The 13,773-nt window shown below is 72.4% G+C and carries 12 protein-coding genes; 11 read left to right on the forward strand and 1 reads right to left on the reverse strand.

The features are described 5' to 3' along the window. Positions 1-15 precede the first annotated feature (15 nt). From LO762_RS05905 to LO762_RS05925, 5 genes are all read left to right on the forward strand, one after another. The gene (locus LO762_RS05905; RefSeq protein WP_230613175.1) at positions 16-3,840 is read left to right on the forward strand and encodes a non-ribosomal peptide synthetase; all 3,825 of its coding nucleotides are present in this window, start codon (positions 16-18) and stop codon (positions 3,838-3,840) included. Between the two features lie 44 nt (positions 3,841-3,884). Continuing rightward, positions 3,885-4,097 (forward strand): MbtH family protein, encoded by a 213-nt coding sequence (locus tag LO762_RS05910; RefSeq protein WP_230613176.1) that lies wholly within the window; start codon positions 3,885-3,887, stop codon positions 4,095-4,097. A gap of 2 nt (positions 4,098-4,099) precedes the next feature. Next, positions 4,100-4,741, forward strand: coding sequence for a GNAT family N-acetyltransferase (locus tag LO762_RS05915; RefSeq protein WP_230613177.1), 642 nt, complete (start codon positions 4,100-4,102; stop codon positions 4,739-4,741). Continuing rightward, entirely contained in the window at positions 4,738-5,481 is a 744-nt protein-coding gene (locus LO762_RS05920; protein ID WP_230613178.1) for a thioesterase II family protein, read from the forward strand. The genes LO762_RS05915 and LO762_RS05920 overlap by 4 nt, the downstream gene beginning before the upstream one ends. 127 nt (positions 5,482-5,608) lie before the next feature. Beyond that, complete coding sequence (locus LO762_RS05925) at positions 5,609-6,580, forward strand: ABC transporter ATP-binding protein (RefSeq protein ID WP_230613179.1); 972 nt, start codon at positions 5,609-5,611, stop codon at positions 6,578-6,580. Positions 6,581-6,791: 211 nt separating this feature from the next. Here the strand turns inward: LO762_RS05925 and LO762_RS05930 are convergent, their stop codons facing one another. After that, positions 6,792-7,778: a formylglycine-generating enzyme family protein gene (locus LO762_RS05930; protein WP_230613180.1), complete on the reverse strand. Its 987-nt coding sequence runs from the start codon at positions 7,776-7,778 to the stop codon at positions 6,792-6,794. Positions 7,779-7,819: 41 nt separating this feature from the next. On the opposite strand from LO762_RS05930, the gene LO762_RS05935 reads away from it, so the two are divergent. The 6 genes from LO762_RS05935 to LO762_RS05960 all read left to right on the forward strand — a co-directional run bounded on the left by LO762_RS05935 (position 7,820) and on the right by LO762_RS05960 (position 13,702). Beyond that, positions 7,820-8,950 carry a sensor histidine kinase gene (locus LO762_RS05935; protein ID WP_230613181.1) on the forward strand — a complete coding sequence of 377 codons (1,131 nt, stop codon included), beginning with the start codon at positions 7,820-7,822 and terminating at the stop codon, positions 8,948-8,950. 55 nt (positions 8,951-9,005) lie between these two features. Further along, entirely contained in the window at positions 9,006-9,722 is a 717-nt protein-coding gene (locus LO762_RS05940; RefSeq protein WP_230613182.1) for a LytTR family DNA-binding domain-containing protein, read from the forward strand. Further along, positions 9,719-10,090, forward strand: a complete 372-nt coding sequence (locus tag LO762_RS05945; protein WP_230613183.1) for a hypothetical protein — start codon at positions 9,719-9,721, stop codon at positions 10,088-10,090. The genes LO762_RS05940 and LO762_RS05945 overlap by 4 nt, the downstream gene beginning before the upstream one ends. A gap of 7 nt (positions 10,091-10,097) precedes the next feature. Beyond that, on the forward strand, positions 10,098-11,570 hold the full coding sequence (locus tag LO762_RS05950) for a cation acetate symporter (RefSeq protein ID WP_230613184.1): 1,473 nt from the start codon (positions 10,098-10,100) through the stop codon (positions 11,568-11,570). Positions 11,571-11,747: 177 nt separating this feature from the next. Beyond that, positions 11,748-12,071 (forward strand): DUF485 domain-containing protein, encoded by a 324-nt coding sequence (locus tag LO762_RS05955; protein ID WP_230613185.1) that lies wholly within the window; start codon positions 11,748-11,750, stop codon positions 12,069-12,071. After that, positions 12,068-13,702 (forward strand): cation acetate symporter, encoded by a 1,635-nt coding sequence (locus LO762_RS05960; RefSeq protein WP_230613186.1) that lies wholly within the window; start codon positions 12,068-12,070, stop codon positions 13,700-13,702. The genes LO762_RS05955 and LO762_RS05960 overlap by 4 nt, the downstream gene beginning before the upstream one ends. The last annotated feature ends 71 nt before the right edge of the window (positions 13,703-13,773 follow it).

A 13,773-nucleotide genomic window follows, 5' to 3' on the forward strand; every position in this document is an offset into this window, starting at 1 on the left:
AGGGGAGCGTCGCCGATGAGCGGCAACCTGGAGGACGTGCTGCCGCTGTCGCCGCTGCAACAGGGGCTGTACTTCCACGCCCGCTTCGACGGCGCCGCCGACGTCTACAGCGCCCAGGTCGTGCTCCGGCTCGACGGGCCGCTGGACGTGCCCGCGCTGCGCCGCGCGGCCGAGGCGCTCGTGGCCCGGCACGCCAACCTGCGCGCGGCGTTCCGGGAGCGGAAGACGGGTGAACCGGTCCAGCTCGTGGCGAAGGCCGTCCGGGTGCCTTTTGAGGAGGTCTCGGGCGACGTCGGGGAGATCGCCGCGCGGGAGCGGGCGCACCGGTTCGACCTGGCCCGGCCGCCGCTGCTGCGGTTCGTCCTGGTCAAGGGTGAGACGCCCGACGTGCACTTCCTGGTGTTCACCAACCACCACATCCTCCTGGACGGGTGGTCCACGCCGATCCTCCAGACCGAGCTGTTCGCCCTCTACCTGACGGGCGGCGACACGACCGTCCTTCCGCGCGTCACGCCTTACAAGAGCTACCTCGCGTGGGTCGCGCGGCAGGACAGGCAGGGCGCGGAAGCCGCGTGGCGTCAGGCTTTGGAGGGCGTCGAGGAACCCACGCTGCTGCGTCCGGCGGCGTCGGGCGGGGCCGCCGTCGAGCCGCGCAAGCTGCACGTCACCCTTCCCGAGGCGCTGACCACGGCGCTCACCGCGCGCGCACGGGCCGAGGGCGTCACCCTCAACACCGCCTTGCAGCTCGCCTGGGGGCTCGTGCTGGGCGCCGCGACGGGCCGCTCGGACGTGGTGTTCGGCGGCGTCGTCTCCGGGCGTCCGGCCGACCTGCCGGGCGTCGAGCAGATGGTCGGGCTGTTCATCAACACACTCCCCGTCCGCGTCCGGGTGACGCCCTGGGACACCCTGTCCGGGGCGCTGCGCCGCGTCCAGGCCGAGCAGGCCGACCTGCTGGCCCACCACCACCTCGGGCTCGGCGACATCCAGGCGCTCACCAGGCTCGGCGCGCTCTTCGACACCGTGATGGTGTTGGAGAACTATCCGTTCGACCCCGACGCCGAGGCCACCGACCTGAACGGCGTCAAGGTCTCCGGCGTGAGCATGCACGACGCCACCCACTACCCGGTCGCCGTCGCCGCCGTGCCGGGCCGCGAGCTGGGAGTCAGGTTCGACTACCGGCCCGACCTGCTGACGGCGGAGGAAGCCGAGCGGCTCGCCGGACGGCTCAAGGCCGTCCTTGAGGCCGTCGCGGAGACGCCCGACGTGCCCATCGGACGGCTCGGCCTCCTCACCGGAGACGAGCGGGCCGCCGCGCGCGCGCTCGGCACCGGACCCGTCGTCGGGCGTAAGGCGGAGACGGTCACGGGCCGGTTCGCCTCGGTCGTGGCCGCCCGGCCCGACGCCGTCGCGATCCGGCACGAAGGCACCTCGCTCACCTACGCCGAACTGGACGCCGCGTCCTCCCGTCTCGCCGCCCGCCTGCGCGCGCTGGGCGTCGGCCCCGAGACGCCGGTCGCGATGCTGCTGGAGCGCGGCCCCCACGTCGTCGTCGCCACCCTCGCGGTGCTGAAGACGGGCGGCTACTACGTCCCCATCCACCACAGCTACCCTTCCGACCGCCGCGCCTGGGCCTTCACCGAGTCGGGGGCCCGCGTCCTGCTCCTGGACGCCGCCTTCGCCGACCCCGGCTTCGCCCACGACGCCGCCGTCGTCCGCGCCGACCTCCCCGACGCGGACGCGACGGCGGAGGAGCCGTGCACCGGGCCCGCGACGCCGGATGGTCTCGCTTACGCGCTGTTCACCTCCGGCTCGACGGGCCTGCCCAAGCGGGTCGGGGTGGCGCACCGTGAGGTCGTCGCTTTCGCGTCCGACAGCGAGGTGATCGAGGGCGGCGAACGGGTCCTGGTGTTCTCCGCGCACGCCTTCGACGCGTCCACCTACGAGATGTGGGGGCCGCTGCTGGGCGGCGGCACCGCCGTCATCGCGCCGCCCGGCGAGCTGGACACCGAGGGGTTCGCGAAGCTCGCGCGGGACGAGGGCATCACCGCCGCGTTCGTCACCACAAGCCTGTTCAACCTCATGGCGGCCGAGCGGCCCGACGCGTTCGCGCCGCTGCGGCGCCTGCACACCGGCGGCGAGGCGGGCAGCGCGCGCGCGATGCGCGCCGTCATGGCGGCCTGCCCCGACACCGAACTGTTCAACGTCTACGGGCCGACCGAGACCACCACCTACGTGGCGTTCCAGCCGATGCGCGAGCACCTGGCCGACCGGTCCGCGCCGCCGCTGGGCGGGCCGCTGGAGGACACCGTCCTGCACGTCCTGGACGGCGCGCTGCGGCCCGTCCCGGAGGGCGTCACGGGCGAGCTGTACATCTCCGGCGCGGGTCTCGCCCGCGGCTACCTGGACCGTCCGGGCCTCACCGCCGAGCGGTTCGTCGCCTGCCCGGCCGGGCCGCCCGGCGCGCGGATGTACCGGACCGGCGACCTCGTGCGCTGGAAGGACGGCCTGCTGGAGTACGTGGACCGCGCCGACTTCCAGGTGAAGGTCCGCGGCTTCCGGATCGAACTCGGTGAGATCGAAGCCGCCCTGGACGCCCACCCCTACGTCGCGCGCGCGGCCGTGCTGGCACGTCAGGACAGGCCGGGGGAGAAGCGCCTCGTCGCCTACGCGGTGCCGCACGAGGGCCTCGCCCCCGAGCCGGACGAGCTGCGCTCCTATCTGGCCGGGCAGCTTCCGTCGTACATGGTCCCGGCCGCCGTCGTCGTCCTCGACGCGTTCCCCCTGAACGGCAGCGGCAAGCTGGACCGGGCGGCGCTGCCCGCGCCCGGCTTCTCCCGCACCGGACGGCCCCCGGCCACCCCGGACGAGGAGCGCCTGTGCGCGGTCGTCGCCGAGGTGCTCGGCCTGCCCTCGGTGCACGCCGACGTCAGCTTCTTCGACCTGGGCGGCGACAGCATCGCCGCGCTGCGCCTGGCCGCCCGCGCGCGCGAGGCCGGATTCGAGATCACCCCGCGCATGGTCTTCACCCGGCAGACCGTCGCGGGACTGCTCGGCGGCGACGACCCGGAACTCGGCCTGGACGTCCTCCTGCCGATCCGCACCCGTGGGGAGGGCGCGCCGCTGTTCTGCGTGCACCCGGCGGCGGGCCTTTCCTGGCCGTACTTCGCGTTCCTCCCGCACCTGCCGGGCCCGCTCTACGGCCTCCAGTCGCGCGCGCTCTCCGAGCCCGCCTACCGGGCCCCCTCGGTGCGCGCGATGGCCGAGGACTACGCGGCGCGCATCGTCGAGACCCAGCCTTCGGGCCCCTACCACCTGCTCGGATGGTCGCTGGGCGGGCTCATCGCTTTTGAGGCCGCGCTGATCCTCGCCGAGCGGGGCCACAGGATCGGCACCCTCTGCCTGCTGGACTCCTTCCACTCCCAGGACCTCACGACCGACGAGCGCGAGGTCATCCCCGAGCTGCTCCAGTCGATCGGCATCGACGAGAAGATCGCGGGCGACCCGTCCGCCCCGGACGTCGCCGCGATCATGGCCGAGCTGCGCTCGCGCGGCGACGCGTTCGCCACCCTGGAGGAGGACCAGCTCCTCGCCGTCTACAGCACCTACGAGAACGGCCTACGGATCGTCGACGGGTACACGCCCACCGGCGTCGCCCCCGCCCCCATCGTGTTCTTCAGGGCCACCCGTGGCCTCCGCGCCGACTCCCCGTCGCCGCAGACGTGGTCGCCCTACGCGACCGGCCTCGAAGTCCACGACCTCGACGTCGAACACCACTTCCTGATGGAACCGCACGCCGTCAGGGAGATCACGGCGGTGCTCGCGGCCCGCCTGACGAAGTAGCTTTGTCTCCGCGCATCACCCCTGAACCGGAAGGACCCCCCGAGATGGCCACGAACCCGTTCGAGAACGACGACGCGACCTACCTCGTCCTCGTCAACGACGAGGGCCAGTACTCGCTGTGGCCGACGTTCGCCGAGGTCCCGGCGGGCTGGACCGTCGAGAAGACCGCCGACACCCGGCAGGCGTGCCTCGACCACATCAACGAGCACTGGACCGACATGCGCCCGCGCAGCCTCGCGCGGGCCATGGACTCCTGACCTTGACGGCCTCGGGGGAACCGCGCGAGATCACCGTCACCGAGTGGGCCATGGAGATGCGGGACCCCGCCGCGCTCCGCCCCGCGCCGCTGCCGTCCGGCGAGATGACGTTCACGCTCGCCCGCGTCGCCTCACCCGACGTCAACCGCGCGCTCTACGCGGCGGTGGGCGCGCGGGTGTGCTGGACCGACCGCTTCGGCTGGACGCACACCGACTGGGCCAAGTGGGTCGACCGGCCCGAGCTGGCGACCTGGCTCGCGCTGGCCGAAGGCACCGTCGCTGGCTACTTCGAGCTGGAGGCGCAGCCCGACGGCGACACCGAGGTGCACCTCGTAGGGCTCGTCCCCGCCTTCGTCGGCCGGGGGTTCGGCGGGTACCTCGTGGAGCAGTGCGTGCGCCGCGCGTGGCAGCGCGGCCGCCTGTGGGGCGACGGGCTGGGGCCGACGCGCCGGGTCTGGCTGCGCACGAGTACGCTTGATCATCCGAACGCCAAGGCGAACTACCTGCGGCGCGGCTTCGCCGTCGCGTGGGAGGAGACGGGGGTGAAGGCGGTGCCCGACCCCCGGATGGCGCCCTGGCCCCTCCCGGACGACCCACGGCGCGCCCCCCTCGGCGCGGAGCACGAAGAGGAGACCCCAAGGTGAGCTGGCTGCGCTGCCCCGACCCCCGGCCCTGGGCGACCACAAGGCTCGTGTGCTTCCCGCACGCGGGAGGCTCGGCCGTCTCCTATCGCGGGTGGGGGAAGGCCGTGAGCCCCGCCCTTGAGGTGCACGCCGTGCAGTACCCGGGCCGCGCCGACCGGATGCGCGACCCCATGACGACCGACCTGCGCCAGGCCGCCCGGCTCGTCGCCGCCGCGCTCGCGCCGCTGGCCGACCGGCCGATCGCGCTGTTCGGGCACAGCATGGGCGCGCTCGTCGCTTACGAGACGGCGCTCCTGCTCCAGGCCAAGGGCACGCCGCCGGTGCACCTCTTCCCGTCGGCGGCCCGTGCCCCGCACCGCCGCCGCGACGCCGAGGACGGGGTGTCCGAGCGCGACGACGACGGCGTGATCGCCGAGCTGACGTCGCTGGGCGGCACCGACCTGGCCGCGCTCGCCGATCCGGAGCTGCGCGAGCTGATCCTCCCGTACGTCCGCGGCGACTTCCGGGCGCTGGAGCGCTACCGGCCGGACCCGGCCTCCCCGGCCCTGACGTCGCCCGTGACGGCCCTGGCGGGCGAGGGTGACCCCCACGTCGGGGTGGACGAGGTCGGGCGCTGGGCGGACGTCACGGCCGCGTCCAGCGAGGTCAGGGTGTTCCCCGGCGGGCACTTCTACCTCAACGACCAGTTGCCCGAGGTGCTCGCGGAGCTCCACAAGGCGCTCGGCATTCCGCCCGCCTGAGGCTTTCCTTACCCTTCGGGCGTTTTGGGCCCTCCCAAGCGTTTGCTTCAGGCGTACGTTCCGGGCAGCGGGGCCGCGCAAGGCCCGTGCGGGAGAGCCCGCCGCCCGGTCCCGGCAGGGAGCCGCCATGGGCGTCGAGATCCGGGTGGAGGGGCTGCGCAAGTCCTTCGGCCGCCAGGTCATCTGGGAGGACGTGTCCTTCACCGTCCCGGCCGGGCAGATCTCCGCCCTGCTGGGCCCCTCCGGCACCGGCAAGTCGGTGTTCCTCAAGAACCTCATCGGCCTGCTGCGGCCCGACCGAGGCCACGTCTGGGTGGACGGCCAGGACGTGCCCGAGCTGCGCGAACGCCGCCTGTACGAGATGCGCCGGAGGTTCGGCGTGCTCTTCCAGGACGGCGCGCTGTTCGGCTCCATGAGCGTCTTCGACAACGTCGCCTTCCCGCTGCGCGAGCACACCAAGCTGCCCGAGTCGAAGGTGCGCGCCAAGACGCTGGAAAAGATGGAACTCGTCGGCCTCTCCGGCGCGGAGGACAAGTTCCCCGGCGAGATCTCCGGCGGCATGCGCAAACGCGCGGGCCTGGCCCGCGCCCTCGTCCTGGACCCGGAGATCATCCTGGCGGACGAGCCCGACTCCGGCCTGGACCCCGTCCGGACGTCCTACCTCAGCCAGCTCTTTGTGGACATCAACTACGAGACCGGCGCCACCATCCTCATCGTCACCCACGATATCGGGACCGCCCGCGTCCTCCCCGACAACATGGGCCTCCTGTTCCGCCGCGGCCTCGTCGCCTTCGGCCCCCGCGAGATGATCCTCACCAGCCGCGACCCCGCCGTGAACCAGTTCTTCAACGCCCGCCGAGAAGGCCCCATCGGCATGGCCGAAGAAAAAGACCTCTCCACCCTCAACGAGGAGCCCTACTACGACCCCGCCCCCGCCCCCATCCCCCCACAGATCATGCCCTCCAACGGCCGCCCCCGCCCCTCCCAACTCCCCCCCGGCACCTGGCTCCGCACCCACAACCTCACCCCACCCCCCGGCTCCTTCATCGACCCCGAAGGCCGCGACTGGAGTCGCGACTGGCAGAACCTGACGTCCTAACCACCCACCCAAAGCCCAGCCCCCGCCCCCCGCCGGTTCCAGGCCAGCCGACCCATGCCCGTCGAGTGGAAGACCATGGAGTGATTGGGCGCGCCGCTGTCTGGACCGGAGCCTTGTGAGCCGCCAGGCGAGCAAGGTGGAGGGAAGACGGCGGCTCAAAGGCGCCCAATCACCGTCGCGGCGGAGCCGCGACAATCAAACACAGCCGCGACTAATAAGCACACCGGAACCCTATGTTGCCGGTGCTGGAGTCGGGGGTGTTGGCGGTACGGGCGGCTACTCGGTAGCGGTTGCAGTAGGAGTCGTGGCAGAGGTAGGAGCCGCCGCGCATGGTTCGGCGGGTGTGGGTGGGGTCGAACCAGTCGGCGGTCCACTCCCAGACGTTGCCCACGGTGTTGTGGAGGCCGTAGGCGTTGGGGCGGTAGGAGTCTGCGGGGACGGGGCCGATGGTGCCGGTGTGGTGGGTGGGGAAGTCGCCCTCCCAGATGTTGGCGCGGCGTTGGCCGCGTGGGTGGAGGTCGTCGCCCCAGGGGTAGGTGGCCTGGTCGAGGCCGCCGCGGGCGGCGTACTCCCATTCGATCTCGGTCGGCAGGCGCTTGCCCGCCCAGGCGGCGTAGGCGGTGGCGTCGGCCCAGGAGACGTGGATGACGGGGTGCTTCTGGCGGCGGGTGACGTCCGAGCCGGGGCCTTCGGGGGTGCGCCAGGTCGCGCCTTCGACGGCCCGCCACCACGGGGTGCCTTCCGGTGCCGGGGTGGCGGCGGCCACCTCGGGGGAGAGCAGGCCGTAGAAGACGAACGACCAGCCGAACCCCTCCGCCTCGGTCACATACCCGGTCTCCTTGACGAACCGCGCGAACTGGGCGTTCGTCACCGTTGTCGGGTCGATCCGGAACGGCCCGACCTCCACCTCGCGCACCGGCCCCTCGCCGTCGAGCGGGTTGGCGTTCTCGTCCTCGTTGCCCATCCGGAACACCCCGCCGGGCAGCGCGATCATGCCCTTGGGCGGGGTCTTCGCCTTCGGCGGCGCGAGCGGCGCCGGGGCCCCGAGCGTCAGCGGCTGCGGCCCCCCACTCGGCCGCGAGGCGGCGCAGCACGGCGCGAGCGCCCCCGGCTCGTGCCCGCCGCCGGGCGGGGGCGAGGCGGCAGGGTGCGGTCCGCCGGGGCGGGACGGCGCGGATTCCGGGGTCGAGTCCGTCATGACCGCCAGACTAGCGGCGGGCGGGGATTACCTTGGCTCGGGTGGAAGCCGCCCTCGTGCTCTTTGCCGCCGCGCTGGCCTGCGCGGTTCTGGTCCTGCTGTGGCTGCGCCGCCGTGATCTCGGCGGCCCCGCCGAGCGCGCCACGTTCGAGACGCTGCACAAGGCGTCGCTGGCCGCGCCCGCGCTGCGCCGGGGCCTGACCCGGACGGGCGCGGAGAAGGCGGCGCGGCACCTGCGCGAGCTGCTGGGCGCGGACGACCTGGCGATCACCAGCCGGGACGAGGTGCTCACCGGGAGCCGTCCCGGCCTGATGGACCTGGCCGCGCACTCCCTGGAGACGGGCAGGGCGCGGGTCGTGGAGCCGCCCGAGGGGGGTGTGGCGGTCGTCGTCCCGCTGGCGACGGACGCGGGCGTGGCGGGCGCGCTGGTCGCGTTCGGCGAGCACGCGTCGGCGGGCCTGGTGCGGGCGGCCGAGGAGGTGGGCCGCTGGATGGCGACCCAGTTGGAGCTGGCCGAGCTGGACCGCTCGCGCGAGCTGCTGGTCGAGGCGGAGGTCAGGGCGCTGCGGGCGCAGATCTCCCCGCACTTCATCTACAACTCGCTGACGACGATCGCCTCTTTTGTCAGGACGGATCCGGAGCAGGCGCGCGAGCTGCTTCTGGAGTTCGCCGACTTCACCCGCTACTCCTTCCGCAGGCACGGCGAGTTCACGACACTCGCGGAGGAGCTCCGCAACGTCGACCGTTTCCTCATGCTGGCGCGCGCCCGCTTCGGCGAGGAAAGGCTCCGGGTCACCTTGCGGATCGCCCCCGAGGTGCTGCCTGTGGCCGTCCCCTTCCTGTGCCTCCAGCCGCTCGTGGAGAACGCCGTCAGGCACGGCCTGGAGGGACGTCCGGGGCCTGGCCGGATCACCCTGCTGGCGGAGGACGCGGGTGCGGAGTGCCGTCTCATCGTCGAAGACGACGGCGTGGGCATGGCACCCGAGCGGATGCGGCGCGTCCTGGCGGGGGAGGGCCCGGCGGGCACCGGGGTGGGCCTGGCCAACGTGGACACCCGGCTGCGCCAGGTCTACGGCGACGCCTACGGCCTCGTCGTGGAGACGGCCGAGGGCGCCGGAGTGAAGATCACCCTGCGGGTTCCGAAGTACCACCCGGGAGTCGTCGCCCGGTGAACAGAAGTCTCAGACCCCCTTTGACAAGCTTTGTGATGGTCGTCACCCTTTGGGGATGCGTGTGCTAGCCGTCGACGACGAGGGCCCCGCCCTGGACGACCTGGTCTTCCTGCTCCGCGCCGACCCGAGGATCGCGGACGTGGACGGCGCCCGCGACGGGGCCGCCGCCCTACGCGCGCTCGACCGCGCGCTGGCCGCCGACCGCCCCTACGACGCGGTCTTCCTCGACGTCAGGATGCCCGGCATCGACGGGATCGTCCTCGGCCGTCTCCTCGCCCAGTTCGCCGACCCGCCCCGGCTCGTGTACGTCACCGCGCACGAGGAGCACGCCGTCCAGGCGTTCGAGATGCGCGCGGCGGACTACCTCCTGAAGCCGGTCCGGCCGGAGCGGCTCGCCGAGACGGTCCGGCGGATCACCGACGACACGGCGCCCGCCCCGCCCGACCCCGAACCCCTTCCGGTGGAACTGTCCGGCGTGACCAGGTTCGTCCACCCGGCCGACGTGCACTACGTCGAGGCGCGCGGTGACTACGCGCGCCTGCACACCGCCTCCGGCGCCCACCTCGTGCGGATCCCCCTGAGCGTGCTGGAGGAGCGCTGGCCGTCGCTGGTGCGCATCCACCGCAGCCACCTCGTCGCCGTGCCCCACATCAGCGAGCTGCGGCTGGACGCGGGCCGCTGCACCGTCGTCGTCGCGGGCGTCGAGCTGCCCGTCAGCCGCCGCCACCAGCGCGAGCTGCGCGACCTGCTGCTGCGCAGGCCCCGGCCATGACGGAGCGGCGGATCGCGGTCACCAGCCCCCGGACGGGCGCGGCCCGGCGCCGTCCGGGCGGCGGCTCCAAGGCGCGGGAGATCGACGAGCAGACCCGTTTGGGCGAGGTCTACATGGACGCGCTGATACGGTCGCAGCTCAAGCTGTCACTGTCGGTGTGCGTGGTGCTCGTGACGTTCGTCGGGGGGCTGCCGCTGGTGTTCGCGCTGGCCGACCCGGTCCGGGAGTCCGAGGTGTTCGGGGTGCCGCTGCCGTGGCTGCTGCTGGCGGTCGTCGTCTACCCGGTCTTCGGGGCGCTCGGCTGGTGGTACCGGCGCCAGGCCGAACGCACCGAACGGGACTTCGTGGACATGGTGGAGCGCAGGTGAGGCCACGGTGAACCTCGCGGCGGTCGCCGCGGTCACCCTCGCGACGCTGCTCGCCGGCTTCTACGGCCTGCGCCTGTCCCGCACCACGTCCGACTTCTACGTCGCCTCGCGCGGGGTGTCGCCGCTGGCCAACGCCTCGGCGATCGGCGGCGAGTACGTCTCGGCCGCCTCGTTCCTCGGCATCGCGGGCCTCGTCCTGGCGGGCGGCGTCGACCTGCTGTGGCTGCCCGTCGGCTGGACCGGCGGCTACCTCGTGCTGCTGGTGCTCGTCTCGGCTCCGCTGCGCCGCTCGGGCGCCTACACCCTCCCGGACTTCGCTGAGGCCCGCCTGGAGTCCATGGCGGTAAGACGCATGGCGAGCCTGCTGGTGGTGCTCATCGGCTGGCTCTACCTGCTGCCGCAGCTCCAGGCCGCCGGACGGGTCCTGGCCATGGTCACCGGGAGCCCTCCGTGGGCGGGCGGCGTCCTCGTCGCGGCAGTGGTGATCATCGGGGTGCTCGGCGGCGGCATGCGCAGCATCACCCTCGTCCAGGCGTTCCAGTACTGGCTCAAGCTCACCGCGCTCGGCGTGCCTCTGGTGTTCCTGCTCATGGCGTGGAAGCGCGACGGCTCCCCTGGCATCGCCGACACCGGCTGGCTCCTCCCCGACACCGGCGACGACAGCCTCTACTCCACCTATTCGCTCATCCTCGCGACGTTCCTGGGCACCATGGGGCTCCCGCACGTCCTCGTCCGCTTCTACACCAACCCGGACGGGGCGGCCGCGCGCCGTACCACCGCGATGGTGCTCGGCCTGCTCGGGTTGTTCTACCTACTGCCGTCCGCCTACGGGGCACTGGGGAAGATCTATGCCTCCGACCTGGCTACCGGGACGTCCCCCAACACCGACGCGGTCGTGTTGGAACTCCCCGGCCGCATCATCGGCGGAACCCTGGGCGACGTCCTGGCGGCCCTCCTGACGGCCGGGGCCTTCGCCGCGTTCCTTTCGACGTCCTCGGGGCTCACCGTCTCCGTCGCGGGCGTCATCGGGCAGGACCTCTTCCGGGGCGGGGTCCGCTCGTTCCGGGCCGCGACCGTGCTGGCGGTCGGGGTGCCGCTCGGGCTGGCCCTGGCCGTCCCGTCGTCGCTGCCGGTCGCGACGATGGTCGGGCTCGCGTTCGCGCTGTCGGCCTCGACGTTCTGCCCGCTGCTCGTGCTCGGCATCTGGTGGCGCGGCCTCACCGCCGCGGGCGCGCTCGCGGGCCTGGTGACGGGCGGGCTGCTGGCCGGGGGAGCCGTCGTGTGGACGGTCGTCACCGAGCAGACCTCCGGGTGGGTGGCGCAGCCGGGCGCCTGGACGGTCCCGCTGACGTTCCTCGTGATGGTCGTGGTCTCGCGGCACACGTCGAGGCCGCCCAACACGGCGCGCACGATGGTCCGCCTGCACACGCCCGAGGGCGTGGAGCTTGATCGCGGCGACTGGCGGCCCCGGCGAATCTGACGGTGCCCCGGCCGCCGTTCACCGCGTCGGAACGACCGTTCGGCGCAGCCGATCAAGAACGGCCGCAGCCCGTCCGCGCCTCGCCGATACACCTCTCCTCGGGGCCCTTCAGCGGTCTTACGTTGTGTGCGCGTCCACCCCGTCGTGACCCCCGTCACATCCGTAAGGAGGTCCCCGATGAGCACAGCTCCCGAGGGATTCAGCGTGTACGAGGAGGTGCGGGCCACCCCCGAGTTCGCCCGCCTCCGCCACAAGTTCCGCGCGTTCGTCTTCCCGCTGACCGTCGCCTTCCTCGCCTGGTACCTGCTGTACGTGGTGATGTCCGGGTTCGCCCGTGACTTCATGGCGATCCAGCTCGTCGGCACCATCAACGTCGCCCTGGTGTTCGGCCTCCTCCAGTTCGTCTCGACCTTCGGCATCGCGTACTTCTACGCGCGTTACGCGGGCGCACAGCTCGACCCGATAGCGGAGGACATCCGGGCGAAGGCAGAGGCCCGATGAACCACGAGAGCCTGGCTATCGTCCTGTTCCTCCTGTTCGTCGGCGCCACCCTGTTCCTGACGATCCGGGCGTCCCGGCAGACCAAGGACGCCGCCGACTTCTACGCGGGCGGCCGGTCCTTCTCCGCCGCCCAGAACGGCCTCGCGATCGGCGGCGACTACATGTCCGCCGCGTCGTTCCTCGGCATCGCCGGGATCATCGCGCTGTCCGGCTACGACGGCTTCCTCTACTCGATCGGGTTCCTCGTCGCCTGGCTCGTCGCGCTGCTGCTCGTCGCCGAGCTGATGCGCAACTCCGGCAAGTACACGATGGCCGACGTCCTGGCGTTCCGGATGCGGCCGCTGCCGGTGCGGACGGCAGCCGGGGTCTCCACCATCGTCGTGTCGATCTTCTACCTGCTCGCCCAGATGGTCGGCGCGGGCGCGCTCGTCGCCCTGCTGTTCGGCCTGACGAGCGAGGCGGCCAAGGCGCTGACCATCGTCGGCGTCGGCATCCTCATGATCGTCTACGTGGTCGTCGGCGGGATGAAGGGCACCACCTGGGTGCAGATCGTCAAGGCCGTGCTGCTGATGGGCGGCGCCACCCTGATCACCCTGCTGGTGCTCGGCAAGTACGGCTTCAACGTCTCCAGCCTGCTAGGTGACGCGGCAGCGCAGAGCGGCAAGGGCGACGCGTTCCTGGAGCCCGGCCTGAAGTACGGCACCGACGCGCAGGGCATCGCGGGCAAGCTCGACCTCATCAGCCTCGGCCTCGCCCTCGTGCTCGGCACCGCCGGCCTGCCGCACATCCTCATCCGCTTCTACACCGTGCCCACCGCCCGCGACGCCCGCAAGTCGGTGCTGTGGGGCATCGGCATCATCGGGATCTTCTACCTGCTCACCCTCATCCTCGGCTTCGGCGCGGCGGCCCTCGTCGGCTCGAAGACGATCGCGGAGTCCAACCCGGCGGGGAACACGGCGGCGCCGCTGCTCGCGGAGAGGATCGGCGAGCTGATCTTCGGCAGCGTCGGCGGCACGATCCTGCTGGCGTTCATCGCGGCCGTCGCGTTCGCCACGATCCTCGCCGTCGTCGCGGGGCTGACGCTCGCCTCCTCCTCGTCCGTGGCGCACGACCTGTACGCGCACGTCATCAAGAAGGGCAAGGCGACCGAGCAGGACGAGGTCAGGGTCGCCAAGATCTCGGCGTTCGTCATCGGCGCCGTCGCGATCGTGCTGGGGATCTTCGCGCAGCGGCTGAACGTGGCGTTCCTCGTGGCGCTCGCCTTCGCCGTCGCGGCCTCCGGGAACCTCCCGGCGATCCTCTACTCGCTGTTCTGGAAGCGGTTCAACACGGCCGGAGCCGTCGCCTCCATCTACGGCGGACTCGGATCGGCCGTCCTCCTGGTGTTCTTCTCGCCCGTCGTCTCCGGCAAGGGCGTGGACGCCTCAGGCAAGAGCCTGTCCCTGTTCCCCGCCTCGGTGGACTTCTCCTGGTTCCCGCTGGAGAACCCCGGCCTCGTCTCCATCCCGCTGGGCTTCCTGTTCGGCTACCTCGGGACGATCCTGTCCAAGGAGCACCGGGAGTCGAAGTTCGCCGAGATGGAGGTGCGCTCCCTCACGGGGCTCGGCGCGGAGCAGGCCAACCCCCACTGACGCCCCGACCCACCCCCGCCCTCGACGCCGGGGCCTGCGCCGACACCGCCGTCGGCACGGGCCCCGGCCTG

The sequence above is a fragment of the Actinocorallia sp. API 0066 genome, from assembly GCF_020991275.1.
Lineage (GTDB): Bacteria > Actinomycetota > Actinomycetes > Streptosporangiales > Streptosporangiaceae > Actinocorallia.

Coding starts and splice junctions, on each gene's coding strand:
- LO762_RS05945 (WP_230613183.1), top strand. CDS start 9,719: ATGACGGAGCGGCGGATCGCGGTCACCAGCCCCCGGACGGGCGCGGCC.
- LO762_RS05960 (WP_230613186.1), top strand. CDS start 12,068: ATGAACCACGAGAGCCTGGCTATCGTCCTGTTCCTCCTGTTCGTCGGC.
- LO762_RS05955 (WP_230613185.1), top strand. CDS start 11,748: ATGAGCACAGCTCCCGAGGGATTCAGCGTGTACGAGGAGGTGCGGGCC.
- LO762_RS05910 (WP_230613176.1), top strand. CDS start 3,885: ATGGCCACGAACCCGTTCGAGAACGACGACGCGACCTACCTCGTCCTC.
- LO762_RS05930 (WP_230613180.1), bottom strand. CDS start 7,778: ATGACGGACTCGACCCCGGAATCCGCGCCGTCCCGCCCCGGCGGACCG.
- LO762_RS05925 (WP_230613179.1), top strand. CDS start 5,609: ATGGGCGTCGAGATCCGGGTGGAGGGGCTGCGCAAGTCCTTCGGCCGC.
- LO762_RS05905 (WP_230613175.1), top strand. CDS start 16: ATGAGCGGCAACCTGGAGGACGTGCTGCCGCTGTCGCCGCTGCAACAG.
- LO762_RS05940 (WP_230613182.1), top strand. CDS start 9,006: ATGCGTGTGCTAGCCGTCGACGACGAGGGCCCCGCCCTGGACGACCTG.